General features: G+C 33.7%; 25 protein-coding genes and 1 rRNA gene. 18 read left to right on the forward strand and 8 right to left on the reverse strand.

Annotated elements, in window-relative coordinates; all coding sequences use genetic code 11:
- Window positions 1-5: 5 nt before the first annotated feature.
- Genes LB452_RS09415 through LB452_RS09445 form a run of 7 tightly spaced genes read left to right on the forward strand, consistent with a single transcriptional unit; the run spans window position 6 to window position 8269 of the window.
- Window positions 6-1727 (forward strand): phospho-sugar mutase, encoded by a 1722-nt coding sequence (locus LB452_RS09415; RefSeq protein ID WP_224461487.1) that lies wholly within the window; start codon window positions 6-8, stop codon window positions 1725-1727.
- An 8-nt stretch (window positions 1728-1735) separates the two neighbouring features.
- Window positions 1736-3565 carry an ABC transporter ATP-binding protein gene (locus LB452_RS09420; RefSeq protein WP_224461488.1) on the forward strand — a complete coding sequence of 610 codons (1830 nt, stop codon included), beginning with the start codon at window positions 1736-1738 and terminating at the stop codon, window positions 3563-3565.
- A gap of 7 nt (window positions 3566-3572) precedes the next feature.
- Complete coding sequence (locus LB452_RS09425) at window positions 3573-4112, forward strand: RNA polymerase sigma factor (protein WP_224461489.1); 540 nt, start codon at window positions 3573-3575, stop codon at window positions 4110-4112.
- Between the two features lie 31 nt (window positions 4113-4143).
- On the forward strand, window positions 4144-4641 hold the full coding sequence (locus LB452_RS09430) for a hypothetical protein (protein WP_224461490.1): 498 nt from the start codon (window positions 4144-4146) through the stop codon (window positions 4639-4641).
- The gene (locus LB452_RS09435; protein ID WP_224461491.1) at window positions 4634-5080 is read left to right on the forward strand and encodes a hypothetical protein; all 447 of its coding nucleotides are present in this window, start codon (window positions 4634-4636) and stop codon (window positions 5078-5080) included. Before LB452_RS09430 ends, LB452_RS09435 begins: the two co-directional genes overlap by 8 nt.
- Window positions 5081-5110: 30 nt before the next feature.
- Entirely contained in the window at window positions 5111-6325 is a 1215-nt protein-coding gene (locus LB452_RS09440) for an RsmB/NOP family class I SAM-dependent RNA methyltransferase (protein ID WP_224461492.1), read from the forward strand.
- A 27-nt stretch (window positions 6326-6352) separates the two neighbouring features.
- The gene (locus LB452_RS09445) at window positions 6353-8269 is read left to right on the forward strand and encodes an endonuclease (protein ID WP_224461493.1); all 1917 of its coding nucleotides are present in this window, start codon (window positions 6353-6355) and stop codon (window positions 8267-8269) included.
- 48 nt (window positions 8270-8317) lie between these two features.
- On the opposite strand, the gene LB452_RS09450 is transcribed toward LB452_RS09445, so the two are convergent.
- The 5 genes from LB452_RS09450 to ruvX all read right to left on the reverse strand — a co-directional run bounded on the left by LB452_RS09450 (window position 8318) and on the right by ruvX (window position 11491).
- Window positions 8318-8788: a DUF4168 domain-containing protein gene (locus LB452_RS09450; protein ID WP_224461494.1), complete on the reverse strand. Its 471-nt coding sequence runs from the start codon at window positions 8786-8788 to the stop codon at window positions 8318-8320.
- Between the two features lie 116 nt (window positions 8789-8904).
- A complete protein-coding gene (gene mazG, locus LB452_RS09455) occupies window positions 8905-9684 on the reverse strand; it encodes a nucleoside triphosphate pyrophosphohydrolase (RefSeq protein WP_224461495.1) in 780 nt (259 codons plus the stop codon).
- 217 nt (window positions 9685-9901) lie between these two features.
- On the reverse strand, window positions 9902-10333 hold the full coding sequence (locus LB452_RS09460) for a DUF5606 family protein (RefSeq protein ID WP_224461496.1): 432 nt from the start codon (window positions 10331-10333) through the stop codon (window positions 9902-9904).
- Between the two features lie 53 nt (window positions 10334-10386).
- On the reverse strand, window positions 10387-10977 hold the full coding sequence (gene def, locus LB452_RS09465) for a peptide deformylase (RefSeq protein ID WP_224461497.1): 591 nt from the start codon (window positions 10975-10977) through the stop codon (window positions 10387-10389).
- Window positions 10978-11083: 106 nt separating this feature from the next.
- Window positions 11084-11491, reverse strand: coding sequence for a Holliday junction resolvase RuvX (gene ruvX / locus LB452_RS09470; protein ID WP_224461498.1), 408 nt, complete (start codon window positions 11489-11491; stop codon window positions 11084-11086).
- Window positions 11492-11575: 84 nt separating this feature from the next.
- Between ruvX and LB452_RS09475 the strand changes: the two genes are divergently transcribed.
- Complete coding sequence (locus tag LB452_RS09475; RefSeq protein WP_224461499.1) at window positions 11576-12391, forward strand: 2,3,4,5-tetrahydropyridine-2,6-dicarboxylate N-succinyltransferase; 816 nt, start codon at window positions 11576-11578, stop codon at window positions 12389-12391.
- Window positions 12392-12418: 27 nt separating this feature from the next.
- Window positions 12419-13474, forward strand: a complete 1056-nt coding sequence (locus LB452_RS09480; protein WP_224461500.1) for a glycosyltransferase family 9 protein — start codon at window positions 12419-12421, stop codon at window positions 13472-13474.
- Here LB452_RS09480 and LB452_RS09485 read toward each other — a convergent pair.
- A complete protein-coding gene (locus tag LB452_RS09485; RefSeq protein ID WP_224461501.1) occupies window positions 13458-14273 on the reverse strand; it encodes a glycosyltransferase family 2 protein in 816 nt (271 codons plus the stop codon). The genes LB452_RS09480 and LB452_RS09485 overlap by 17 nt on opposite strands.
- Before the next feature lie 128 nt (window positions 14274-14401).
- Here LB452_RS09485 and LB452_RS09490 point away from each other — a divergent pair, with 128 nt between their 5' ends.
- Complete coding sequence (locus tag LB452_RS09490) at window positions 14402-15154, forward strand: glycosyltransferase family 2 protein (RefSeq protein ID WP_224461502.1); 753 nt, start codon at window positions 14402-14404, stop codon at window positions 15152-15154.
- On the opposite strand, the gene LB452_RS09495 is transcribed toward LB452_RS09490, so the two are convergent.
- Window positions 15143-15898 (reverse strand): lipopolysaccharide kinase InaA family protein, encoded by a 756-nt coding sequence (locus LB452_RS09495; RefSeq protein ID WP_224461503.1) that lies wholly within the window; start codon window positions 15896-15898, stop codon window positions 15143-15145. The two genes, LB452_RS09490 and LB452_RS09495, sit on opposite strands and share 12 nt — an antisense overlap.
- Before the next feature lie 98 nt (window positions 15899-15996).
- On the opposite strand from LB452_RS09495, the gene LB452_RS09500 reads away from it, so the two are divergent.
- The 8 genes from LB452_RS09500 (at window position 15997) to LB452_RS09535 (ending at window position 24660) form a co-directional block, all read left to right on the forward strand.
- Complete coding sequence (locus LB452_RS09500; RefSeq protein ID WP_224461504.1) at window positions 15997-16794, forward strand: glycosyltransferase family 2 protein; 798 nt, start codon at window positions 15997-15999, stop codon at window positions 16792-16794.
- Between the two features lie 166 nt (window positions 16795-16960).
- A complete protein-coding gene (locus LB452_RS09505) occupies window positions 16961-17770 on the forward strand; it encodes an FkbM family methyltransferase (RefSeq protein ID WP_224461505.1) in 810 nt (269 codons plus the stop codon).
- Window positions 17771-17886: 116 nt separating this feature from the next.
- A complete protein-coding gene (locus LB452_RS09510; RefSeq protein WP_224461506.1) occupies window positions 17887-18456 on the forward strand; it encodes an L-threonylcarbamoyladenylate synthase in 570 nt (189 codons plus the stop codon).
- A 1-nt stretch (window position 18457) separates the two neighbouring features.
- On the forward strand, window positions 18458-19885 hold the full coding sequence (locus LB452_RS09515; protein WP_224461507.1) for a CCA tRNA nucleotidyltransferase: 1428 nt from the start codon (window positions 18458-18460) through the stop codon (window positions 19883-19885).
- A 94-nt stretch (window positions 19886-19979) separates the two neighbouring features.
- Window positions 19980-21002, forward strand: a complete 1023-nt coding sequence (locus tag LB452_RS09520) for a COX15/CtaA family protein (protein WP_224461508.1) — start codon at window positions 19980-19982, stop codon at window positions 21000-21002.
- 5 nt (window positions 21003-21007) lie between these two features.
- The gene (locus LB452_RS09525; RefSeq protein WP_224461509.1) at window positions 21008-21520 is read left to right on the forward strand and encodes a plasmid pRiA4b ORF-3 family protein; all 513 of its coding nucleotides are present in this window, start codon (window positions 21008-21010) and stop codon (window positions 21518-21520) included.
- Window positions 21521-21562: 42 nt separating this feature from the next.
- On the forward strand, window positions 21563-22621 hold the full coding sequence (locus tag LB452_RS09530; protein ID WP_224461510.1) for a nucleoid-associated protein: 1059 nt from the start codon (window positions 21563-21565) through the stop codon (window positions 22619-22621).
- A 14-nt stretch (window positions 22622-22635) separates the two neighbouring features.
- Window positions 22636-24660 (forward strand): M3 family metallopeptidase, encoded by a 2025-nt coding sequence (locus tag LB452_RS09535; RefSeq protein ID WP_224461511.1) that lies wholly within the window; start codon window positions 22636-22638, stop codon window positions 24658-24660.
- Between the two features lie 127 nt (window positions 24661-24787).
- On the opposite strand, the gene rrf is transcribed toward LB452_RS09535, so the two are convergent.
- Window positions 24788-24863 (reverse strand): 5S ribosomal RNA (gene rrf, locus LB452_RS13710); the annotation flags it as partial.

Consider the following 24863-nt stretch of genomic DNA (forward strand, 5'->3'; position numbering starts at 1 on the left):
AAATTATGAGTAATATTTTAGATAAAGCTAAAGCTTGGCTAACTGATACTTTTGATGCTGATACTGTAAATGATGTGCGCCGACTCATTGACACCGACCAGAAAGTCCTTGAGGAAAGTTTCTTCCAAAATCTAGATTTTGGGACTGGAGGAATGCGAGGAATAATGGGTGTTGGCACCAACAGAATCAATAAATATACCTTAGGAAAAAACACTCAGGGGATTTCCAATTATATGAAATCTGTGTTTCCAAACGAGGATTTGAAGGTTGTCATAGCCTACGATTGTCGACGCAACAGTAAAGTATTCGCTCATCATGTCGCCGATGTGTTTTCAGCAAATGGGATTCAGGTTTATATTTTTCCAGAATTAAGACCAACACCTCTCCTCTCCTATTCAGTAAGACATTTAGGTTGCCAGTGTGGAATTATGCTTACGGCAAGTCATAATCCGCCAGAGTATAATGGCTACAAAGTCTATTGGAAAGACGGCGGACAGCTTGTTCCACCTGAGGATAAGGAGATTATTTCAGAAATTAATGCGCTAAAGTTTACAGACATTGATTTCAATAAAAATTCGGAGTTAATTGAGGTTTTAGATGATTCTGTAGAAAACACCTATTTGGAGAAAGCAGTAAAAAACGTTAATTTCAATCTGTCTGATGATGTAAAAAAAGCACTGAATATAACCTTCACATCACTACATGGAACATCGATTACTACAGTCCCAAAACTACTCGAAAAAGCAGGATATAAAAACTTACAGCTTGTTGACGCACAATCAGAACCTGATCCTGACTTTTCAACTGTAAAATCTCCTAATCCTGAAGAACCAGAGGCACTTGAAATGGCAATTGAACTTGCCAATGAACAAAATAGCGACCTAGCAATTGGCACAGATCCAGATGGAGACAGGTTAGGAATTGCGGTTAGAAATAAGGAAAATGAGCTTGTTTTACTCAATGGCAACCAAACTATGGTATTGATGACCTGGTACTTGCTGGATAAAATGAAGCAAAATAATGCTCTTACAGATTCACACTTTGTTGCCTCTACAATTGTTTCTACACCCCTTATGAGGGTTCTCACTGAAGCTTACGGAGTGAAATACATGGAAAGTCTCACGGGATTCAAATGGATCGCAAAACTTATAAAAGATAATCCAGAACTTGATTACATCGGTGGGGGCGAAGAAAGTTTTGGTTACATGGTTGGAGATTTTGTAAGAGATAAAGATGCTAATACTGCAATTTTGCTAGTCTGTGAAATGGCAGCTGAGTTAAAGTCTCAAGGAGCATCTGTATATGATCAACTAATTAAAATTTATAAAGACCACGGTTTTTTTAAGGAGAATTTAGTATCTCTTGTAAAGCATGGACTCGAAGGAGCTGAAGAAATAAAAGCTAAGATGGTAGAACTGAGAAATAATCCTCCTAAAGAGATAGTAGGAGAACGAGTAGTCCTTATTGAGGATTACTTGACTTCTCAAGCAAAAAATTTGCAATCTCACGAAACTCATCCTATTGATATGCCAAAATCAAATGTGTTGATATATTATACCGAAAACGGGATCAAAGTTGCGGCCAGACCAAGTGGCACGGAGCCAAAAATCAAATTTTATATCAGTGTAAATTCTAATTTAAAAGAAACTTCAGAGTTTAAATCCATTGATAAAGAATTAGATTCGAAGATTGAAACTATAAAAAAGGAACTAGGGCTCACTGAGTAAAAAAGTTTATGACATATTTCAAGAAAATACTTCGCTTTGCGCAACCCTACAAGCGGTTTGCGGTACTCAATATTATAGCCAATATCTTCTATGCCCTTTTTAGTGCACTTTCATTTGTAGCACTTATCCCAATGCTGGATGTACTTTTCAAAGGTAAAGATGCCGAGAAGATTACAGAACCACCAGTTTACAACGGAATTGGAAAAGCCAAGGACTATTTCAAAGATTATTTGTCTTTTCAAGTCAACGAAATTGCACAGGATGATGCGTCCATAGCTTTGATTTTGGTCATCAGTTTGGTAATTATCTTATTTTTCCTGAAAAATATTTCGAATTATATTGCCATGTACTTCATCACTTTTTTAAGGAATGGAGTACTCAAAGATTTGAGAAATGCACTTTATAAGAAAACTATAGAACTCCCACTTTCTCATTATTCTGAAAAGCGAAAAGGCGATACAATTGCCAGAATTACCAGTGATGTATTGGAAATACAACATTCATTTTTGTCGATTTTGGAATTGATCGTAAGAGAACCACTTACCATTTTATTTACCATTGGAATGATGCTGTTGATAAGCTGGGAGCTCACTATTTTTGTGTTCGTCTTCATCCCAATTTCAGGCTTTATTATCTCTTTGATAGGAAAATCATTGAAGAAAAAGTCAGATAAGGTTCAGGAAGAGCAAGGTCAGTTTTTATCAATTTTGGAAGAAACTTTAGGTGGGCTCAAAATCATCAAGGGATTTAATGCTGAATCTATTTTTTACAAAAAATTTAAAGACTCTACTCAAAATTTTTATGATTTTTCCAATAAGCTATTGAATCGTCAAAATTCGGCCTCTCCCGCCAGTGAATTTCTGGGTATTAGCGTTATCGCTATTTTGCTTTGGTATGGTGGACGAATGGTATTAATCGATGGAACCTTAGATGGAAGTACCTTTATTGCTTATATGGGGTTAGCCTATAATATCTTAACACCAGCTAAAGGTATATCTAAAGCATCCTACAGCGTGAAAAAAGGAGATGCTGCTGCCGAACGTATTTTAGAAATTTTGGAAACTGAAAATATAATCCAAGATGATAAAAATGCAATTGACAAAAAGGAGTTTACATCAGAATTGACTTTGGAACATATTTCATTTAGATATGAAAAAGAATATGTCCTTAAAAACTTTAGCGCAACATTGAAAAAAGGCAAGACCATCGCTTTGGTTGGTCAATCTGGTAGCGGGAAGTCTACCATCGCCAATTTGGTAACCAGATTTTATGATCTTGAAGAAGGAGAAATTAAGATCGACGGTATGAATATCAAAAAAATAAAACAAAAATCTTTAAGAGGTTTAATGGGACTTGTGACTCAAGACTCTATATTATTCAACGATACCATCAAGGAAAATCTAAAGATTAGTAAACCAAATGCTACAGACGAAGAATTAATTGAGGCCTTAAAGATTGCAAACGCTTATGAATTTGTAAGTGCATTTCCGAAAGGCATAGATACCAATATTGGTGATAGCGGTGGAAAATTAAGTGGAGGGCAAAAGCAAAGGATTTCTATTGCCAGAGCGGTGTTGAAAAATCCACCTATCATGATACTAGATGAAGCCACTTCGGCTTTGGATACGGAGAGTGAACAATTAGTTCAAAAAGCTCTGGAAAATATGATGCAGAACAGAACTTCTATTGTTATAGCTCACCGACTTTCCACAATTAAAAACGCAGACACAATTTTAGTATTACACCAGGGTGAAATTGTAGAACAAGGTAAACATGACGAATTGATGACTAGCGACGGTGTTTATAAGAAATTAGTTAATATGCAATCCTTCGAATAAGATTCAGTTGAAAGAAGAAGAAATCATAGAAAATTTGCAACAAGGCACCAATACTGATGAAGCCTTCAGAGCTCTTATTTCTGAACACAAGATCAGACTTTACTGGCATATAAGAACTATTGTGAAAATTCATGAAGATGCAGATGATGTTCTTCAAAATACATTTATAAAAGTCTTTAAGAATATAAAATCTTTCAAAGGAGATAGTAAACTTTTCAGTTGGATGTATAGGATTGCCACCAATGAGTCTATCACTTTTTTAAATAAAAAGGCTAAAAAACTAAAGCTCTCGGATCAGGAATTAAATGACTATCTTTTAGAAACATTGGAAAGCGATGTATATTTTGAAGGGAGTGAGATTCAGCTTCAACTACAAAAAGCTATTGAAGCTTTACCGCATCAACAAAAGATAGTTTTCAACATGCGTTATTTTGAAGAAATACCATACGAAGAAATGTCGGAAATTTTAGATTCAAGTGTGGGAGCACTAAAATCTAACTACCACCATGCCAGAAAGAAAGTAGAAAAGTTTTTAAAGTCAGATTAAACTTTTAAATTGAAATTGAGTCTTATAAGTAATGGAAGACAATCAACACATACAAGATAGAAAAACAGGATTTAAGGTTCCAAAAGACTATTTTGAAACCTTGGAGGATTCTTTATTGAATACAATCAAATCTGAATCTTACACTGAAAAATCTGGTTTCAAAATTCCAAATGACTATTTCTCAGGTTTTAAAGTAAATATTCCTTTAGAAGAAAAACCAACTAAAGTTATTCAACTGAAAGAATTTAGTAAGTGGATGGTTGCTGCGTCAATTGTTGCAATTGCAGTCATAGGCGCTTTGTATATTGATAGAATAAGTCCGAATCAGAATATTCAGTTTTCTGATCTTGATAATGATATGATTGAAAGGTATTTAGATTATCACATTGAAACCCCAGATGAATTTATAGACTATGAAAATACTTCTGTAAAAGATTTAGTCAACCAAAATATATCAAAACTGGATGACAAAGATATTATTGAGTATTTGAATGATAAAATTGAAGATCAAGACTTTGACAATGAATAAAAATTATATACTCTTACTCGTTTTCACTTTTATATGTAGTTTCTACGGAAACGCGCAAAACAGCGAAAGTGAAAAAATTCAGCAATTGAAAATCGCTTTTTTCACGGAAGAGTTGAATCTCACGCCAAGTGAAGCTAAGAGATTTTGGCCCGTTTATACTGAACATAATAAACGCTACGAAAATTTAAGAAATAGTGAATGGTCTGATATTAAATCGAAACTTGATAACATCAAGAATTTGAATCAGGAAGAAGCTAGCCGACTTTTAGATAATTACATGTCTTACAAAAAATCGAGAGTGGAGCTTAGAGAAGATTTTGTAGACAATCTTAAAGAAGTGATTTCTCCAAAGCAGATTATGATGCTTAAAAAAGCAGAATATGATTTTCACAAAAAACTTTTGAAACAATATCAATCTGATAAGTCTTCTAAGAACTAAAACTCTATTTTTGCAGATTAAATTATAATCATGCGCTTACACAGAAACTTAGTTTTCGCCGTTATAGATACTTTACATCTTATTTTTAACGAAGGCAAGTACGCCGACAAAGAAATATCGAACACTTTAAAGCGTGATAAACGCTGGGGATCAAGAGACCGTGGCTTTATCGCTGAGACCACTTACGATATAGTAAGATGGAAAAGGCTTTATTCTGAAATTGCCGACGTTAATGCTCCATATTCCAGACCAAATTTATTCAGGCTCTTTACAGTTTGGGCTACATTGAAAGGCATAGAAATTCCAGATTGGAAACAGTTTGAAGACACACCTACAAGGAGAATAAAAGGAAGGTTTGATGAACTCTCCAAAATCACCAAATATGCTGAATCAATACCAGATTGGCTTGACGAGCTTGGACGCAAAGAACTAGGTAAACTGTGGGAGGAAGAAATAAAAGCGCTCAACGAGCAAGCTAAAGTTATCCTAAGAACCAATACTTTAAAGACTACACCAAAGAAGCTTCAACTTATCTTAGATGAAGAATTCATTCCTACCAAGACAATAAAGGGTTACCCTGAAGCCTTAGAGCTTTATGAACGTGCCGATGTTTTCAAAACCGATGCTTTCAAAAAAGGGCTGTTTGAAGTACAAGACGCTTCTTCTCAAAAAGTAGCCCATGCGCTCAAACTAGAGCCTGGTATGAGAGTAATAGATGCCTGTGCCGGAGCTGGAGGAAAATCTCTACATGTTGCCGCTTTAATGGAAAATAAAGGACAAATTATTGCCATGGATATTTATGGCAATAAATTAAAGGAACTTAAAAGAAGAGCCAAAAGAGCTGGAGCTCATAATTTGGAAACTCGAGTGATAGATTCAACAAAAGTGATAAAAAAACTTCATGAGTCTGCAGATCGAGTTCTTATAGATGCTCCTTGTACTGGACTTGGTGTCTTACGACGAAACCCAGGTGCCAAATGGAAGTTATCTCCAGAGTTTTTGGTAGAAATCAAGAGAAAACAACAGGATTTACTACGAGATTATAGTAAAATGGTAAAGCCTGGTGGCATTTTGGTCTATGCAACCTGTTCCATATTACCTTCAGAAAACCAAATGCAAGTTCAAGATTTCCTCAATTCTGAAAATGGGAGCGGATTTCAACTGAATAAGGATAAAAAGATTTTAGCCCATAAATCTGGTTTTGATGGTTTTTATTATGCCGTTCTTCAAAGATCTACTTCATAAAATCCTCATCCTAGACCTAATATTGTGATGAAACGATATTTATTTCTCTTATCCTTTTTAGTGTTTGGTTTCAGCTTTGCACAAGCCCCAGCAGAATACTATAAAAGTGCAGAAGGTCTAAGTGGTTTCCAATTAAAAACTGCCTTAAAAAATATCATAGACGATATAGATGATGGAAATGGTCTACCATTTCACCAAGATCAAGGATATAGAAGTTTATACGACGCATATGCTTCAGAAAATAGCGGAGATACCGACGATTATTATGAAAATGACGGTACGGTACTAGATATGTATTCTGAAGTAACCAATGGTAGTGAAGCTTATAATTATCAGCATTTTCAAAATCAATGCGGAAATTATAGCAATGAAGGGGATTGTTATAATCGCGAACATTTGGTGCCGCAATCCACATTCAACAGTGCTTCACCTATGAGAAATGATTATTTCCATGTTGTTCCATCTGATGGAAAGGTGAATGGAGCCCGCGGAAGTTATCCTTTTGGTGAAGTGAGTAATCCAAGTTACGTTTCGACCAACGGCTCAAAACGTGGAGTAAACACATTTCCAGGATATTCAGGTGTTGTATTTGAACCGATCGATGAATTCAAAGGAGATATAGCAAGATCTGTACTTTATTTTGCGATTAGGTACGAAGACGAATTTAACAGCAGCTGGAAAACAAATGATGTCCTTGCTGACAATGCACAGGACTTTTTTGTGGACTGGTATATCAATTTACTCTTATCATGGCATTTAAACGATCCTGTAAGTCAAAAAGAAATAGATCGAAATGATAATGGTTTTCAATATCAGGGAAATAGAAATCCATTAATAGATCATCCAGAGTTTGCTTATGATATTTGGGGAGATTCAGACGATCTACCTCCTACTGCTCCACAAAATCTTCAAGCTAGCAATATTACGGATTCAAGTGTTAATATTAGTTGGGATTTCTCTCAGGATAACGTAGCTATAGTAAAATATATCTTAGAGTTAGACGATATCAGTTTAGTTGAAGTGTCTTCGCAAACATTGAATTATACTGTTCAAGAACTTTCTCCGGAAACACTTTATAATTTTAGAATCTATGCTGTAGATCAAAGCGGAAATGTTTCCGATCCAAGTGAAAATCTGGAAGTAATAACTTTATCCGAATCGGATATATTGGTTTGGGAAGATTTCGAAAATTGCAATACTGTATCCAGCAATTTCATATCTGTAAGCGAGCTAAGCGGTATCAACTGGAAATGTGTTGATAATTTTGGAAAAGACAACACGCGAGGTTACCAAATGAATGCCTTTCAAAACAGTCAGGAAGTACCTAGCCGTGACTGGCTGATTACATCAGATAAAATAGACTTTGAAAATTATGAAGTAGAGAAAATTAGTTTTTGGGCTTCTGCTAGTCTTGGTAATACCAAACTTCAACTTTTATATTCTTCATCTTATGATAGAAATGGAAACCCATCTAATTTTGATTGGCAAGAAATACCAAATGTGGACATACCTCTTCATCCTGAAGGCGATAATAATTTGTTTGTTTATTCAGCAAATAAAATTGATATCTCAGATATAAATGGCGAAGTATATATGGCTTTCAAATATGACACAACAAATGGAGAAAGTGCTACTAGGTGGACAATAGATAATTTTCTTGTAGAAGGAGAAGGAAAGTATCTCTTATCCAATTATACTTTCAAAGACAAACTAGAAGTCCTTCTGTATCCTAATCCCTCCAAAAACTTTCAAATCAGTTTAGATTTTAATCAAAGAGGGCTCAAAATTATTGAGATTTACGATTTAAATGGAAGATTACTTTTAAAGAGAAGAACCTATTTAAAAAATTATTCTGAAAATTTGAGTCAACTACAAACTGGTAATTACTTAATGAGAATTAAGCATGAAGGAATTTCTCAAATAAAGCGACTTGTACTAAAATAAAAAAGGCTAGAATAAAATTCTAGCCTTTTTAAAATAAATGAGGAAAAATTAATTTTTCTTCATTGGATTTTTTCCGGTTTGCTGCTTCATCATCATAGCCTGCATTTTTTGTTGCAGTTCTGGACTTTCCTGGATTTGTGCTCCAATTTTTTGAAATTGCTCCATAGTCAAACCTTTCTCCTTCACTTTTTCTTCCATTTTAGCTTGAGAATCTTTCTGAATTTCTTGGATAACAACCATTACAGCATCTTGCTTTTCTATCTCTTCCTCAGTAGCTTCTATTTCCTTTTCAGGATCCATTTTGGCTTCATATAATTCGTTGAAACGCTCTGGAGTAAGCCCTTCTTTTTCAATAGCAACAACCATCTCTTGTTGTATAGCTTGGTTGGACATTTGCACTTCCTGATATGCATCCGCAAACTTTTGCAATTGAGCATCTGTTACTTCTCCTTCTGTTTGAGCTGTAACAGCAAAAACTGTAAACAAAAACATACCAACTGTTGAAATTACCTTTTTCATGATTTTAATTTTAATTAATTTTCGATTTATAATTGACAATAATATGGAAATTAAACAGCTGTCAAAAAAATATCCGCAAAATAATGACAGCTTTAACAATAAGCTTTATAGTTTTATCAAAGTTTTAAAGATTTAGCTTCTTCCCAGAATTTATCCATCTCTGCTAAAGACATTTCAGATAAGTCCAAATTATTTTCTTTGGCCTTCTGTTCTAAATATTGAAATCTAAAAATAAATTTTTTATTAGTCCGCTCTAAAGCAGTTTCTGGGTCAATTTTTAAAAAACGAGCATAATTGATCATTGAAAATAAAACGTCTCCAAATTCATCTTCAATTTTGTCTTGCTGATTTTGCTCTACTTCAACCTGAAGTTCCTCGAGTTCTTCTTTAACCTTCTCAAAAACTTGCTTTGGTTGTTCCCAATCAAAGCCAACACCAGCAACCTTATCCTGAATTCGACTTGCTTTAATAAGGGCTGGCAACGATTGTGGAACACCTTGTAAAACACTTTTATTCCCTTCTTTCAACTTTAACTTTTCCCAATTTTCTTTGACTTGCTTTTCATCCTTAGCTTCAGCATCTCCATAAATGTGAGGATGTCGATCTATGAGTTTTTTACAAAGAGAATTGATGACATCGGCAATGTCAAAATCTTTGGTTTCGCTTCCAATTTTAGAATAAAAGACAATATGTAACAAAACGTCTCCCAGCTCTTTTTTAATTTCCTCTGTATCCTTTTCTAAAATAGCATCTCCCAGTTCGTAAACCTCTTCAACAGTTAGATTTCTCAGAGATTCCATAGTTTGCTTACGGTCCCAAGGACATTTCTCTCTTAGATCATCCATGATATCGAGAAGTCTTTCAAAAGCTTTAAGTTGTTTTTCTCTTGTATACATACTTTTCCGTTTTGATAATTTTTATCTCCCTGTGCCCTCCAACTACGTTCAGAATAAACTACAAGAAGTTGAAGGGTTAAATAAAAACGCCTCTACTACGCTCGACCAGACACTTAATAGTTTGATTTTGACCTAAAGCGAATATATAATCTTTATTTGAGAGTAGGTTTAAAACCAAAAAACCCTCTAAATTTTAGAGGGTTCAAGCAATTTGATTTTAGTTTTCTTTTTCTTCTTTTCCTGGATCTTCTTCAGCTTTTGGGTCAGAAAAATCAGTTACATTTTTTGAGATCAATAAATTATACCATTGAATAACTTTCTTGATATCAGATGGATAAACCCTATCTTCATCGTACTCTGGCAAAATCTCGCTGAAATAATCTGTCAACTCATTCTTAGAGGACTTATGGTTTATGGAAGGTTTACCATCTTCCTTTTCATATATTTTCTGAAACACCTCTCTCAATGGAATTTCTTCGGTATACGTATAAATAGCGATTTCACTAAGAATACTCACATTATTCCTCATACTCACAGGAATTTTCTTCCCGTCGATAAACGATTCCGCCAGAAAACCACCTCTGGTTTGAGCTTTTAATTCGTAAAGTCCTGGTTTCCCAGATATAGATAATACTTTGTCTAGTTTCATATCTTATTTTTTTGGATCGCAAATATGCAATTAGTTCTTGTTTTGAAAAGATCTTAGCGAATTTTTTTAGCCAGAGGGTATTTCATTTTATAACCTACATCTACTTTACCTTTAGTAATATTTGTTAATCGACTTTTGATTAATCTCTTTTTTAAACTGGAAATCCTGTCGGTAAATAGAATTCCTTCAATATGATCATATTCGTGCTGAACCACTCTAGCCGGTAGCCCGCTCAAAGTTTCAGTTTGTTGATTCAAATCTCTATCTAGATATTCAATTTTAATTTCTGGCTTTCTGAAAATGTCTTCGTGAACATCTGGAATGCTTAAGCAACCTTCATTAAAATCCCATTCTATTCCGTTTTCTTCAATTAGTTTCGGATTGATAAAGACTCTTTTAAAAGATTCCAACTCTTTGACTTCTTCTTCACTCAAAGATTCATCTTGTGCAAAAGGTTTTGCATCGATGACAAATAAACGAATTGATAAACCAACCTGAGGAGCTGCGAGTCCTACTCCATTTGCATTATACATCGTTTCAAACATATTCTCTATAAGCTCATCAAGCTTAGGGTAATCTTTTGAAATATCTGAAGCTTTCTTTTTTAAAACTGGGGAACCATAAGCTACAATTGGTAATATCATAATCTCAAATTTAAGTGAGAGGGATAGACCCTTTTAATTTAGAAATGCAAAAATACGGGTTTTATTTCTTTTGAAATTGACAAATACAAACTTTAAAAATCTGAATCTATTTCAAATAATTCTGAAGCAAAATTGTAGCGCTTATTTCATCTACGAGTCCTTTATTCTGTCTCTTTTTCTTTTTAAGACCAGAATCAATCATAGTTTGGAAAGCCATTTTTGAAGTAAAACGCTCATCTATTCTCACGATGTTTAAGTATGGAAATAATTTCTGAATGTCTTCAATAAGAAACAAAATGTTTTTTTCAAGTTGCATCGGTTTTCCGTCGGTAAACTTGGGTTCTCCAACCACCAGGGTATCAATGAATTCTGAAGGAATTATTGCTTTTAATTCTTCCATTAAAACTCTACTATCTACTGTTTTTAATCCGGATGCAATCATTTTCATCTCATCAGAAATGGCTAAACCTGTTCGTTTTATTCCAAAATCTAAAGCCAGTACTTTCGTTTTCATAAACTTAATTGTCCAGCAAATATAAGGCACTGTGAGGTATTTTGAATTTAACCATAAACCTTATATTCGCTAAAAAAAATTACAATGGAAGAATTAAAACAAAAAATTCTAAAAGCCTGGGACAACCGAGACTTATTAACAGAACAAGAAACAATTGAAGCCATAAGAACTGTAGTATCAAAACTAGATAGTGGTGAATTACGTTGCGCAGAACCTACAAATAAGGGTTGGCAAGTGAACGAATGGGTGAAAAAAGGAGTTGTACTCTACTTCCCTATCCAAAAAATGGAAACCCTTGAAGCTGGTATTTTTGAATATCACGATAAGATGCCTCTTAAAAGAGGTTACAAAGAAAAAGGAATTCGTGTAGTTCCAAATGCAGTAGCCAGACACGGTGCTTACATTTCAAGTGGTGTAATCATGATGCCAAGCTATGTCAACATTGGCGCTTATGTTGACGAAGGAACCATGGTGGATACTTGGGCAACGGTTGGAAGTTGTGCTCAAATTGGGAAGAATGTTCACCTTTCAGGTGGCGTAGGAATTGGTGGTGTTTTAGAACCTTTGCAAGCAGCTCCAGTTATCATTGAAGACAACGCCTTTTTAGGGTCAAGAAGTATCGTAGTAGAAGGCGTTAGAGTAGAAAAAGAAGCAGTTCTTGGCGCTAATGTGGTCTTAACAGCCTCAACTAAAATCATCGACGTTACAGGAGATGAACCAAAAGAGATGAAAGGCATTGTTCCTGCTCGCTCAGTCGTTATTCCTGGTAGTTATACCAAGAAATTTCCAGCTGGAGAATTCAATGTTCCTTGTGCTTTAATCATTGGAAAGCGAAAAGAAAGCACCAACAAGAAAACATCCTTGAATGACGCACTGAGAACTTATGATGTAGCGGTTTAAATTAGAGATCATTATAATTTTTTCTTAATGAAAATACTGGTTATTCAGCAAAAGATGATTGGAGACGTACTCGTCTCCAGTCTGATTTGTGAAAATTTAAAATTGAATTATCCTAAGGCAGAGATTCACTATCTCGTCAATAGGTTCACCATTCCAGTGATTGAGAACAATCCGTACATCAATAAAATCGTAATTTTTGAAGATGAATATCGGTCAAGTAAACTAAAATTTTACAAGTTTTTAAAGCAGATAAATAAGGCAAAGTACGATGTGGTAATCGACGCATATGGCAAATTAGAAAGTAATTTAATCACACTATTTTCTGGTGCTAAAACAAAAATAGGCTGGAACAAGCCACTAACTAATCTTATCTATTCCTCTACTGTTAAAATTTCAAATCAGTCAAAAATTGGTTTAGGCTCAGCCATAGAAAATAGACTAAATCTAATGAGCGCATTGAAGGGTTCAAAAATACTTACCCGTCTACCTAAAATTCATTTAAAGCCTGATGAACTGGATAATGCTAAAAATAAAATTCAAGAATTTCAAAAGACTAAGCCTGTAACTTTTATTATGATAAGTGCTTTAGGGAGCAGTGAAGCAAAAACATATCCTTTAAGATTCATGGCAAAAGTCTTAGACTTTATTGTTTTGAATTCTAATGCTTTGCTAATCATGAACTACATGCCTTCACAGTTTGAAGATATTAAAAAACTCTATTTTCTCTGCGATAAAAACACACAAGGAAAAATTTTATTAAATTTTAAGATTGAAAGTCTAAGAGAGTTAATGTCAGTTTCAAAATTTTGCAAGGCTTTAATTGGTAATGAAGGTGGAGCCATCAATATGGCTAAAGCTTTGGATGTTCCTACATTCTCAATATTTTCTCCACAAATCAATAAAGAAGGGTGGAATGGCTTTGAAGATGAAAACCTTAACCACGTATCCGTTCATGTGAAAGATTATAAACCAAATCTTTTTTTAGAAAAGTCTCGAACAGATTATATGGAAATGTATGAAGAGTTTAGTCCAAGTCTTTATTTAGAAAGCTTGAAAACATTTTTAATTAAGCATGTAAATTAATGCCGTAAGAAGTTTTTACTCTTTTTTCTTTTCTAGTTTGCTCTCTTATTTCATTATTTATCTTCCAGGCTTCATCGTTTACGTATCCCCGCTCATGTTCTAGATGAACAATAATTGCCAAATAGCGAACTTTCAAAGGTCGTATTCCATGATTAATGAGTCTTTCACCAAATTCCCTGTCTTCTCCTCCATATTTCATTCGCTCATCAAAACCATTGATAGCAAGAATATCTTTCTTCCAGGCTGATGCGTTTCCACCATTCCAAGTTGGCCTAGTAGGAGTAATAAAATTCATGAACAGTGCAACTGATTTGCTTTTCGCCAGTTTTGTGTTTTTAAAACTTGCCTTTAGGCCTTTACTTTTTAGCCATTTTAAATCAAAACACTCCTGACTTAAAATATTATTTTTTGAAATCAATTTGGATAAGTTCTTGGATAATGGAAAATGTCCACCCGATAAAAAATAGTTTTTTGACCTAAATTTTAAATGAGTTTCTACGAAATCTTTACGTGGAATACAGTCACCATCCGTAAAAATACAATAGTCAGCTTTTGAAGCTAAAATGGCTTTATTGAGAATTCTTGTTTTTTGAAAACCCTCATCTTTATGCCAAACGTGAATGATTGATAGCTGAGTTTTTTCTTTTATTGAATCTAAAATTTGCTTAGTTTCTTTTGTAGATCCGTCATCTGCAATGACGATTTCGAAATCATCTTCTGTCTGTACACTATACCCCCACAAGACTTTTTCTAACCAATCTGGAGAATTATAGGTGCTTATGATAACAGATGCTTCCATAGAAATAGGCTATCGTACAAAAATAATTTTTTTTAAAACTTCACAAATCAATTTACAAATTATTATATCTAAACTGAACATTATTTTACATTTGCGAATATAACCACTATTTAAGACGCAAATCTGGCATGCCCAAAATTTCGGCACTTATCATCACCCTCAATGAAGCTAAAAATATTGCTTCAGTCATTGAGAATATAAATTTTGCCGACGAAATTATCATTGTGGATTCCTTTTCTGAAGATGATACTATTGAAATTGCTGAATCCTATTCAAATGTTACTGTCTATCAAAACACCTTTAAAGATTTCACCTCTCAAAGAAATTTTGCATTAAGCAAAGCCAACCATGAATGGATTTTATTTTTGGACGCCGATGAAAGACTTACAAAACCTCTTAAAAAAGAAATTTTAAATACTCTAAAGAAAAAAGAAACAGCTGATGCCTACTTTTTTTACAGAAAATTCATGTTTAAAGGAAAACCTCTTCATTTTAGCGGCTGGCAAACCGATAAAAATATTAGACTTTTCAAAAAAAGTAAAGCTGAGTACACTGCAGAACGATTAGTTCATGAAGTTTTAAAGGTGCAAGGGTCAAAGTCTTCGATGAAAAGTAAACTTATTCACTATTCCTACAGCAGCTACGAATCTTACAAAAAAAAAATGGTTAATTATGCCAGATTGAAAGCAAAAGAGCTGCATGAAAAAGGGATCAAGCCCAACGCCTTTCACTTTATCATAAAACCAACTTTTAAGTTCTTGTACGATTACATCATAAGATTAGGCTTTCTGGATGGCAGAAAAGGCATTATTATTTGCTATTTAAATGCTTTAAGCGTTTACAAAAGGTATCCAATACTAAAGGAAATTTCAAAAAATTGACTTCAGTTTTTTCTTGCGTTTCTGCTTCAATTGAAATTTTCTTTGAAACTCTGATGTGTAGTTCCACATCAATTTAAATACTTCCTCTTTTGGTTTATCGATAAGCCTTGCATATTCATCACTCATCACTTCTACCATTTCTTTTTTAGGAGTTAATCGTCTGAAATTATACATGCGCTCTTTAAAATTTAAGACTTTAAATTTCATCCTATTTAAATCGACCAAGGAAAACTTATAATCGTTGTCTTCAATAAAAATCAATGTATTTCCAGGGGAATGGTCTTGAAACTCTACTCCTTTCTCATGAAGATGAAACGTAAACCTTGTAAAAGCTCTCAGAATCTCTTCATGATTGGAATAGTTTGGTTCATGAACCAATTCTCTGTAGGTCAAATCTGGGACCGTATGCTCACTGATATAAAAAGACTTTCCAAAGCCAATCCCTTTTTTAAATTCAAAGTAGGCAACTGGATTTGGCGTTCCAATCCCTATTTCTCTTAAAATTGTAGCATATTCAAAAGAACGCCTTGCTTTGGATTTTCTAAAATATTGATAAGCGATTTGATTTATAAAATTTGGTTCCTTAAAGGATTTAATATTGAGAGTTAAATCTTCAAAATCAACCGTTTTAATGATATTCCTATCTCCATTCCCAAAAACAGTTCCTACAGTGTCAAAAGAATTAATGAGCTCCAGAAGAGCATCTTTAAATTGAATAAATGCAGGATTATAGTCAGAATTCATTGGTATTATTTAAATTTCAAATTTAAAGCCAATGAATGTCTCATTAGACATAAATCCTTATTTTTTTATCGTAAATCGCATATTATATTTCAAATACAATGAATCCGTTTCCAAAATGTAGTTTAGTCACTCCAACCTATAATTGGCCAGAAGCTTTAGAATTATTGCTAAAAAGTATTTTAAACCAATCACATCCTCCAGATGAAGTTATAATAGCAGATGATGGTTCATCTTCAGAAACAAAAGAACTCATTCAAAATTTTCAAAAAACCTTTCCTGTTCCTTTGATTCATATTTGGCATGAAGATAAAGGAAATAGAAAGCCAAGAATCATGAATAAGGCTATTGCCAAAGCAAAGCACGAATATATTATTGAAATCGATGGTGATATCATTATGAACAAATATTTCGTTGAAGATCACTTACGTTTTTCTGAAGCTGGGCTTTATCTTTTTGGCTCTAGAGTTAACATTCAAAAGGAATTTTTAGGGAAGTTGTTTCAAAATCAAAAATTAGGATTTCATTTCTTTTCGAAAGGCATACAAAAAAGAGGTAGAACCTTAAGATTTCCATTTTTAACAAATCAAATAAAACCTGTTGAAAAACGTTCCAGAAAATTAAGAGGCTGTAATATGTCCTTTTGGCGGAAAGATTTTATTAAGATAAATGGGTTCAATGAAAATCTGGTAGGTTGGGGAATTGACGATTCAGAAATGACACAAAGACTTCATAATGTTGGGATTAAAGGAAAACGGTTAAAATTTGCAGGAGTTGCCTATCATATCTACCACAAAGAACAATCAAAATCTCATATAGAAATCAATCAAGAAATAGAAAAGCAAACAACTGAAAAGAAGTTGATTTATGCTGAAAAAGGCGTAGATCAATTTTTATAATTAGCATTCAACTGAATTTTAAGCCATGAAAAAGACTTCCAGTTTATTAAAGAAAATTTCAAGTTTAACAAGGAAGTTTCCTGAACATCGAAAATTAAATCAATTATATAAGCACATAAATAGAATTGTTTGAGCGTTCGGTCACGACACAAAAGTTGTTTCAGAAATGAATGACGGAACACAAATTCAAGTTGATCTAAGTACTAGAACTGAAAGACTATCTTTCTACACGGGGAAGTACGATACTTTTTTTATTTCAACAATTAAATCACTTTTTAGAACTGAGAAGTGCTTTCTAGACATTGGAGCTAATATTGGTTTTTACACAGTAGCGATGGGAAATTATTTGAAGAAAAACGAATCAAGTGGTAAAGTTGTTTCCTTTGAACCTTTCACAGGAAATTACGAGCGTTTAATGCAAAACGTAAAACTCAATTCATTAGAAAACTTTTGTCTGATTGGTAATTATGGATTATCCGACCAATCTTCCGACACAAAAATTACCTTACGAGAAGATTTCAAGCACGGTTCCAATACGGGAAATGCTGCTATTCAGACTAATGAAGAAATGGATAAAGGATTCAAACTTTCCCCAATAAAACTGAAAGTTCTTGATGAAGTATGGGAAAAAGAATTTTCACATTTAGGCAAAATCGATATTATCAAAATGGACATTGAAGGCCACGAAGATTTTTGCCTAAAAGGGGGTAAGCAGACAATTGAAAGTCATCGACCAAGTATTTTGATGGAAGTAAACAAACATTATTATGAAGCCCGGAATATTGAGCTAGACTCTGTATTTTTAAAAATAATTCCAGAAAATTACAATATTTATAAACCTGTTGATTTCAAGTGGAAAAAAATTAACTCCTTAAATAAGTGTTTAAAAATTGATAATGTGTTTCTGATTCCTGAGGAAAAACTACAAAAGCAAGGATACGAGATATTTAAAAATAATATTGATAACAATTTATAAATAAGCCGAATCGATACTACATTTGCATAAATCCTTTCAATAGAATTGATATTCACCATTTCAGTTCTGTGAAACATTATGTTCAAAGGATTTAAAAAAATAATTCGAGTAACAAAATGAAAGATCAAAAAGAAACTATACAAGACTGTATTCAAACTCTTAAAAGAGGTGGACTTATCCTCTATCCTACCGATACGGTTTGGGGAATTGGCTGCGATGCTACAAATGCAGAAGCTATTGATAAAATTTATCAATTAAAACAAAGACCAAACGATAAGTCTTTAATCTGCCTAGTGTCTGACTTTAAGATGTTAAATCAATACGTAGAGGAAATTCCTGAAGTGGCTTATGATATTTTAAAATATGCAGATAAACCCACTACTATCATTTATCAAAATCCCATTCGTGTGGCCACCAATCTCATCGCAGAGGATGATACCTTAGCCATTAGAGTAGTGAATGATATTTTTGCAAAAGAATTGGTAAGAAAATACAAGAAGCCAATTGTTTCAACTTCAGCCAACATTAGCGGTCAAAAAACACCTGCTAACTTTTTTGAAATTTCAGAAGATATTTTAAAAGGCGTTGACTATGTTGTAAATTTGCACCAATCCAACAAAAACAAAAAACCATCGACTATCATCAAATTAGACCTTGATGGGAAGGTTGAAGTGATTCGTAAATAATATGTCAGAGATTTATTACCAAGAAGCTTTACAACATAAAATATTCAATTTCCTTTCTGAAGCTGCCGACGAACTAGATATAGAAGCATATGCTATAGGTGGTTTCGTAAGGGACTTTTTTTTGAAAAGAGGAAAGGCTCAAGATATAGATGTAGTTGCTGTAGGTAGTGGTATAGAACTCGCCAAAAAAGTATCTGAAAAACTTCCTGGAAAACCACCCGTTAAAGTATTCAAGACTTATGGTACAGCCATGCTAAAGGTGTTTGACCTGGAAGTGGAATTTGTCGGAGCTAGAAAAGAATCTTATTCTGAAGATAGTAGAAATCCGGAAGTTGAACGAGGAAGCCTAAAGGATGATCAAAATCGAAGAGACTTTACAATTAACGCACTTGCACTTCAACTGAATAAATCCAATTTCGGCAAACTTCTGGACCCTTTTGGCGGTTTACAAGATCTTAAAAATCAACTCATTAAAACACCTCTGGATCCGGAAGTGACTTATTCTGATGATCCTTTAAGAATGCTAAGAGCTATTCGATTTTCTTCCCAGCTAAATTTTGTTATTGAACCTCAATCTTTGAAAGCTATTCAAGAAAATGCTACAAGAATAGATATCGTTAGCAAGGAACGCATCGTCACTGAGTTGAATAAAATTTTGGAATCAGAAAAGCCATCTATCGGTTTAAAATTACTTCATGACACAGGTTTACTTAAGAGAATACTCCCGGAGCTAACAAATCTTGAAGGGATTGATGAAATCGATGGTCAAAAACACAAAGATAACTTTTGGCACACTCTAGAAGTAGTGGATAACATTTCTAAAGAAACCAACAATCTTTGGTTACGTTGGGCTGCCCTGTTGCACGATGTAGGAAAAGCACCTACTAAACGGTTTAACAAGAAGATTGGATGGACATTTCATGGGCACGAATTCAAAGGTTCCAAAATGGTATATCAAATTTTCAAACGATTGAAATTGCCGTTGAATGACAAAATGAAGTTTGTCCAAAAACTTGTTTTGCTGAGTTCCAGACCAATTGCTATCGTTGATGAAGACGTGACAGATTCTGCAGTAAGAAGACTTGTTCATGATACAGGTGAACACCTGGAAGATTTAATGACGCTATGTGAGGCAGATATTACTACCAAGAATCCAAAACGTTATACAAAGTACCACAACAATTTCAAACTGGTACGGGGTAGAATCCAAGAAGTTGAAGAACGAGATAAAGTTAGAAATTTCCAACCCCCTGTTTCTGGTAATGAAATTATGGAAACTTTCAACATTGAACCTTGTCAGGCAGTTGGTAACATTAAAGCAAAAATAAAAGAAGCCATTCTGGATGGAATTATTCCTAATGAATATGATGCAGCTTTTGAATACATGCTTAAAGAAGGTGAATCTTACGGCTTTAGACAACAGGCTTAATATTTATCAAAAACCTCCCAAAATAAACTTGTAAAACTTATAATGAGTGGTCCAACTAGTGGATATAAATTATCTTTGCACAAAATCAAAAATCGTGTTCAGAAAATCTATAAAAGCTTCGATTATCATTATATACCTTGTCATAATCGCTGGAGCTGTGGTGAGAATGACTGGAAGTGGTATGGGCTGTCCAGATTGGCCAAAATGTTTTGGGTACTACATTCCTCCAACAGAGGAAAGTCAGTTGGAATGGGCTCCAGATCATGAATATTTCAAAGGACAGGTTATCATTGTTGACGAATCGCTAAAAGTAGCTAAGGAAGCTTTTACTTCATCAGACAATTTTGAGCAAACCCACTGGAATAATTATGATAAACATGATTATGCAGAGTTTAATGCTGCACACACCTGGATTGAATACCTTAATAGATTATTAGGCGCTCTATCCGGTATAGCGATTTTGATCATGACCATCAGTTCCTTTGGACAATGGAAGAATAATAAAAAATTGACTTTATTCTCAATTTTATGCTTAGTCTTGTTACTTTTCCAGGCCTGGCTTGGTGCTACAGTTGTGTATTCAGTTTTATCTCCTGTGAGAATCACCATACATATGTTGGTAGCTCTTCTACTTGTAGCACTGCTTATTTATATTCTAAAATTATCTTCAGAAGAAAATATAAGCTTGAAAAGCACCTTCACCTTCAGAAATCTTTTGGTATTTGCGGCTATACTTAGCCTAATACAAGTGACAATGGGAACTCAAGTCAGACAATTTGTAGATGAACAAGTTGACTTAGTAGGTTATTCCAATAAAAGCGAGTGGTTGGAAAATCCCACTCTGGTTTTTTATGCACATAGGTCATTTTCTATTTTAGTTTTACTTATCAATCTTGGAATTTGGTGGTTAAATAAAAAGAGGAATCTAGGATTTAAGCTCACTAATTGGATGATGATTATTTTAATCATCGAGATCTTAACAGGAATTGCCATGTTTTATTTTGATTTCCCATATCTTACTCAACCTTTACATTTGGTATTTGCAGCTTTGCTATTTGGAATTCAATTTTATATTTTAATGCAAAGTTTTGAAGCAAAATTAATTTCGAAAACGTAAAAATTATGATTTATAAATATAGAGTTGTCTTTGATACTTTAGATGACGTTATAAGAGATATTGAAATAAAAGATGATTCCACTCTCGAAGACCTACACAATTCTATTGCTCAGGCATTTGGATTTGATGGCACAGAAATGGCATCTTTCTACAACAGTGATGAAGAATGGAATCAAGGTGAAGAATACCTGCTTTTCGACATGAGCGATGGACAAGGAGATGTGAATATGATGAACGAAACCAGTTTGGATTCTGTATTCTCAAGAGAAAACACCAAAATGATTTATGTCTACGACTTTTTCAGCATGTGGACGTTTTATGTAGAATTGGCTGATATTGCAGAACCTGAAGACGGTCAAGATTACCCAAACCTTATGTTTGCTCAAGGTCAATTGCCTGAGTCGCCTCCCGAAAAGAAATTTGAAGCCGAAGAATTAGACGATTATAATGACGATGTTAATGATGATATTGAATTTGAAAATTTAGATGATTTTGATTTTGATGAAAATTGGAATTAATTACAGTAAAGTATCAAAAATAGATAAACACATACTTAATATATGATAAACTTATTCAGTGCTCAGATTGAGAGCATGTCCATACATCGGGTTGGTAATAAAAGCAGAAATGAATCATTATTTATTTCAGAAGAGGCTCACGAGCTTTCTGATGAATTAAAACCGCTCATCAAAGAATATTTTCTAAAGTCGTTTAGGGATAAAGAAGAAAACTACTATCACTTCGTACATGACACCGATTTAGAATTTCATCAACTTTACAATTTAGCTACCGATATTTTTAACAATCCGTTGGAAAGTCATGAGATTTCAAAGAAAATAACCCGTTTGCTTTTTGAAGAATCCAAACATCAACACATTAAAGGTGGTGAAGTTTATGTCGTTTATTTTGAAAATATGCTCATTGACAATGAGAAAGTTTCAGCCGTTGGAATTTTCAAATCTGAGTTGAAACACGATTTTCTTCAATTTGAGGAGAAACAAAACAACCTTGACGTAATTCTACAACAAGGTGTTTATCTGAATAAATTGGATAAAGGCGCTTTAATTTTTAATACTGAAAAAGAAAACGGTTACAAGATATTATCTGTTGATTCCAATAAATATGATACCAAATATTGGCTAGAGCAATTTCTTCAGGTGGATTTTTTTGAAGATGAAAACTTCTACACCAAGAAATATTTAAAGTTCTGTGAGAATTTTGCGAAAGACGTTGTGCTTCCAGCAGAAGACAAACAGCAGGAAGTGCTCTTCATGAATAAAGCTATGAACCACTTTGCTTCCAATGATAATTTTAATGAACAAAATTTTTTAAATGATGTACTTGAAAACCCAGCTTTAGAACCTGAATTTCAAAATTACAAAACAGAGAAGGCACCAAAATATAAGGTTGAGGACCTTTCAGACTTTCCAATATCAAATACAGCAGTCACCGCTGCTCGCAAGAAAATTAAAAGTGTAATAAATCTGGATACCAATATTCAGATCAAGATGGACTTTGTGAGTGGTGATAGTGCAGAAAAGTTCATCGAAAAAGGATGGGATGAAGACCGACAGATGTTTTATTATCTCGTCTACTTCAATAAAGAAGAAAAAAGTTAAATTAAAATATATTTATGGTAGAAGTAAACCCGTTACTAGAAAGATTTGATCATCCACCATTTTCAAAAATAAAAACAGAGCATTTCAAACCTGCTTTCGAAAAAAGTTTAAAAGAAGCTAGAGAAGAAATTGACTCTATAGTAGCTAATTCTGAATCACCTTCTTTTAAGAATACAATTGAAGCTTTAGAATTTTCAGGAAATCAATTGGGTAGAATTGCTAGTATTTTTTTCAATTTAAATTCAGCTGAAACAAATCCTGAAATTCAGAAATTAGCTCAGGAAATATCTCCATTATTAAGTGAATTCAATAATGACTTACTACTGAATAAAGAATTATTTAAAAAGATCAAGAAAGTTTTTGATGATCGATCAAATCATGATTTAACTGAAGAGCAGATCATGTTGCTTGAAAAGATTTATAAAAACTTTACACGAAATGGAGCCAATTTAGATAAGGAAAAGCAAGCCCGACTGAGAGAAATTGATAAATTATTATCCTTAACTTCATTAAAATTTGGAGAAAATGTTCTAGCTGAAACCAATAATTTTCAACTATATATTTCTGATGAAAATGAATTAGAAGGCATACCTGAAGCTGTAAAAGAGTCAGCTAAAGAAATTGCCAAAGACAAAGGTGAAGAAGGTTATATTCTTACATTAGATTTTCCAACCTACATACCAGTAATGAAGTTTGCAAAAAACAGAAATCTAAGAAAACAGATGTTCTTAGGTTTTGGATCCAAAGCATTTAAGGATAATGAGTTTAATAATGAAGAAAATGTTTTAGAGATTGTGAAGCTAAGATTAGAAAGAGCTCAGCTTTTAGGATTTAAATCTCACGCTAATTTTGTTCTTGAAGAAAGGATGGCGAAAAGTATAGACAATGTAGAAATATTTCTCGATGATATACTTGACAAATCTTTACCTGTAGCAAAAAAAGAAATTGAAGAACTAAAGGTTTTTGCTATGGATACTGATGGTCTTGATGATTTTCAGAAATGGGATAAAGCCTATTATACAGAAAAGCTTAAGCAAAAAACATTTGATCTTGATGAAGAAACCTTAAAACCTTATTTTGAATTAAATCAGGTAATTAATGGAATGTTTGAAATCACTTCTAAATTATTCAATCTAAGTTTTAAAAAGGTTGACACTTTAGATGTTTACCACAAAGATGTAGTTACTTATAAAGTTTATGAAGAAGATAAATATCTAGCTACATTATATGCAGATTTTCATCCAAGAGCAGGTAAGAGAGACGGTGCTTGGATGACTACTTATAAAGATCAATCAAATTACGAAGGTGTAGAGGAGAGACCTCAGGTTTCGATAGTTTGCAATTTTACAAAACCAACGAAAGATAAACCATCACTCTTAACATTCAATGAAGTAACTACACTGTTCCATGAATTTGGCCATGCACTTCACGCGATGAACGCAAACACAGCATATCCTTCACTTTCTGGAGCTTCAGTGTATTGGGATTTCGTAGAACTTCCAAGTCAATTAATGGAAAATTGGTGTTATGAAGAAAAAGCATTGGAGCTTTTTGCAAAACACTACGAAACCAACGAAATACTACCTATAGAGTATATAGATAAGATTAAGAAATCATCCAACTTCATGGAAGGTCTTCAAACCACGAGACAAGTTAGTTTTGGTAAATTGGATATGGCTTGGCATGCTGTAGATAAGACTGAAGATATAACTAATGTAAAAGCGCACGAAGACAAAGCTTTTCGATCCACTGAACTTTTACCTGAAGTAAATAATAACTGTATGAGTACTGCTTTTGGTCATATCTTTCAAGGTGGATATAGTTCTGGATATTATTCATATAAATGGGCAGAAGTTTTAGATGCGGATGCTTTTGAGTATTTTAAAGAAAATGGAATATTTGATGAGATAGTAGCTAAAAAGTATAAAGAAAACATACTACAAAAGGGAGGAACTATTGAACCTATGAAGCTCTATAAGAAGTTTAGAGGTAAAGAACCAGATCCAAAGGCTCTTCTCGAGAGAGCCGGGTTGATATAGATATTTATTCAATCATTTAAAACAGGAATCTGCATAATTGAATTTATGCAGATTTTTTTGGTTATAACTAACTTATTATAAACTAAAAAACCCTTCATTACGTTTGTAATGAAGGGTTTTAAAATAAGGAAGGCGGCGACCTACTCTTCCACGGTATGTAGTACCATCGGCGCTAACGGGCTTAACTGCTCTGTTCGGAATGG

It is taken from the genome of Psychroflexus longus (assembly GCF_020164595.1).
Lineage (GTDB): Bacteria > Bacteroidota > Bacteroidia > Flavobacteriales > Flavobacteriaceae > Psychroflexus > Psychroflexus longus.

Bases quoted from the DNA above. Each gene is read 5' to 3' on its own strand.
- LB452_RS09415 (WP_224461487.1), top strand. From the start codon at position 6: ATGAGTAATATTTTAGATAAAGCTAAAGCTTGGCTAACTGATACTTTT.
- LB452_RS09420 (WP_224461488.1), top strand. From the start codon at position 1,736: ATGACATATTTCAAGAAAATACTTCGCTTTGCGCAACCCTACAAGCGG.
- LB452_RS09430 (WP_224461490.1), top strand. From the start codon at position 4,144: ATGGAAGACAATCAACACATACAAGATAGAAAAACAGGATTTAAGGTT.
- LB452_RS09435 (WP_224461491.1), top strand. From the start codon at position 4,634: ATGAATAAAAATTATATACTCTTACTCGTTTTCACTTTTATATGTAGT.
- LB452_RS09440 (WP_224461492.1), top strand. From the start codon at position 5,111: ATGCGCTTACACAGAAACTTAGTTTTCGCCGTTATAGATACTTTACAT.
- LB452_RS09445 (WP_224461493.1), top strand. From the start codon at position 6,353: ATGAAACGATATTTATTTCTCTTATCCTTTTTAGTGTTTGGTTTCAGC.
- LB452_RS09450 (WP_224461494.1), bottom strand. From the start codon at position 8,788: ATGAAAAAGGTAATTTCAACAGTTGGTATGTTTTTGTTTACAGTTTTT.
- mazG (WP_224461495.1), bottom strand. From the start codon at position 9,684: ATGTATACAAGAGAAAAACAACTTAAAGCTTTTGAAAGACTTCTCGAT.
- LB452_RS09460 (WP_224461496.1), bottom strand. From the start codon at position 10,333: ATGAAACTAGACAAAGTATTATCTATATCTGGGAAACCAGGACTTTAC.
- def (WP_224461497.1), bottom strand. From the start codon at position 10,977: ATGATATTACCAATTGTAGCTTATGGTTCCCCAGTTTTAAAAAAGAAA.
- ruvX (WP_224461498.1), bottom strand. From the start codon at position 11,491: ATGAAAACGAAAGTACTGGCTTTAGATTTTGGAATAAAACGAACAGGT.
- LB452_RS09475 (WP_224461499.1), top strand. From the start codon at position 11,576: ATGGAAGAATTAAAACAAAAAATTCTAAAAGCCTGGGACAACCGAGAC.
- LB452_RS09480 (WP_224461500.1), top strand. From the start codon at position 12,419: ATGAAAATACTGGTTATTCAGCAAAAGATGATTGGAGACGTACTCGTC.
- LB452_RS09485 (WP_224461501.1), bottom strand. From the start codon at position 14,273: ATGGAAGCATCTGTTATCATAAGCACCTATAATTCTCCAGATTGGTTA.
- LB452_RS09490 (WP_224461502.1), top strand. From the start codon at position 14,402: ATGCCCAAAATTTCGGCACTTATCATCACCCTCAATGAAGCTAAAAAT.
- LB452_RS09495 (WP_224461503.1), bottom strand. From the start codon at position 15,898: ATGAATTCTGACTATAATCCTGCATTTATTCAATTTAAAGATGCTCTT.
- LB452_RS09500 (WP_224461504.1), top strand. From the start codon at position 15,997: ATGAATCCGTTTCCAAAATGTAGTTTAGTCACTCCAACCTATAATTGG.
- LB452_RS09505 (WP_224461505.1), top strand. From the start codon at position 16,961: ATGAATGACGGAACACAAATTCAAGTTGATCTAAGTACTAGAACTGAA.
- LB452_RS09510 (WP_224461506.1), top strand. From the start codon at position 17,887: ATGAAAGATCAAAAAGAAACTATACAAGACTGTATTCAAACTCTTAAA.
- LB452_RS09515 (WP_224461507.1), top strand. From the start codon at position 18,458: ATGTCAGAGATTTATTACCAAGAAGCTTTACAACATAAAATATTCAAT.
- LB452_RS09525 (WP_224461509.1), top strand. From the start codon at position 21,008: ATGATTTATAAATATAGAGTTGTCTTTGATACTTTAGATGACGTTATA.
- LB452_RS09530 (WP_224461510.1), top strand. From the start codon at position 21,563: ATGATAAACTTATTCAGTGCTCAGATTGAGAGCATGTCCATACATCGG.
- LB452_RS09535 (WP_224461511.1), top strand. From the start codon at position 22,636: ATGGTAGAAGTAAACCCGTTACTAGAAAGATTTGATCATCCACCATTT.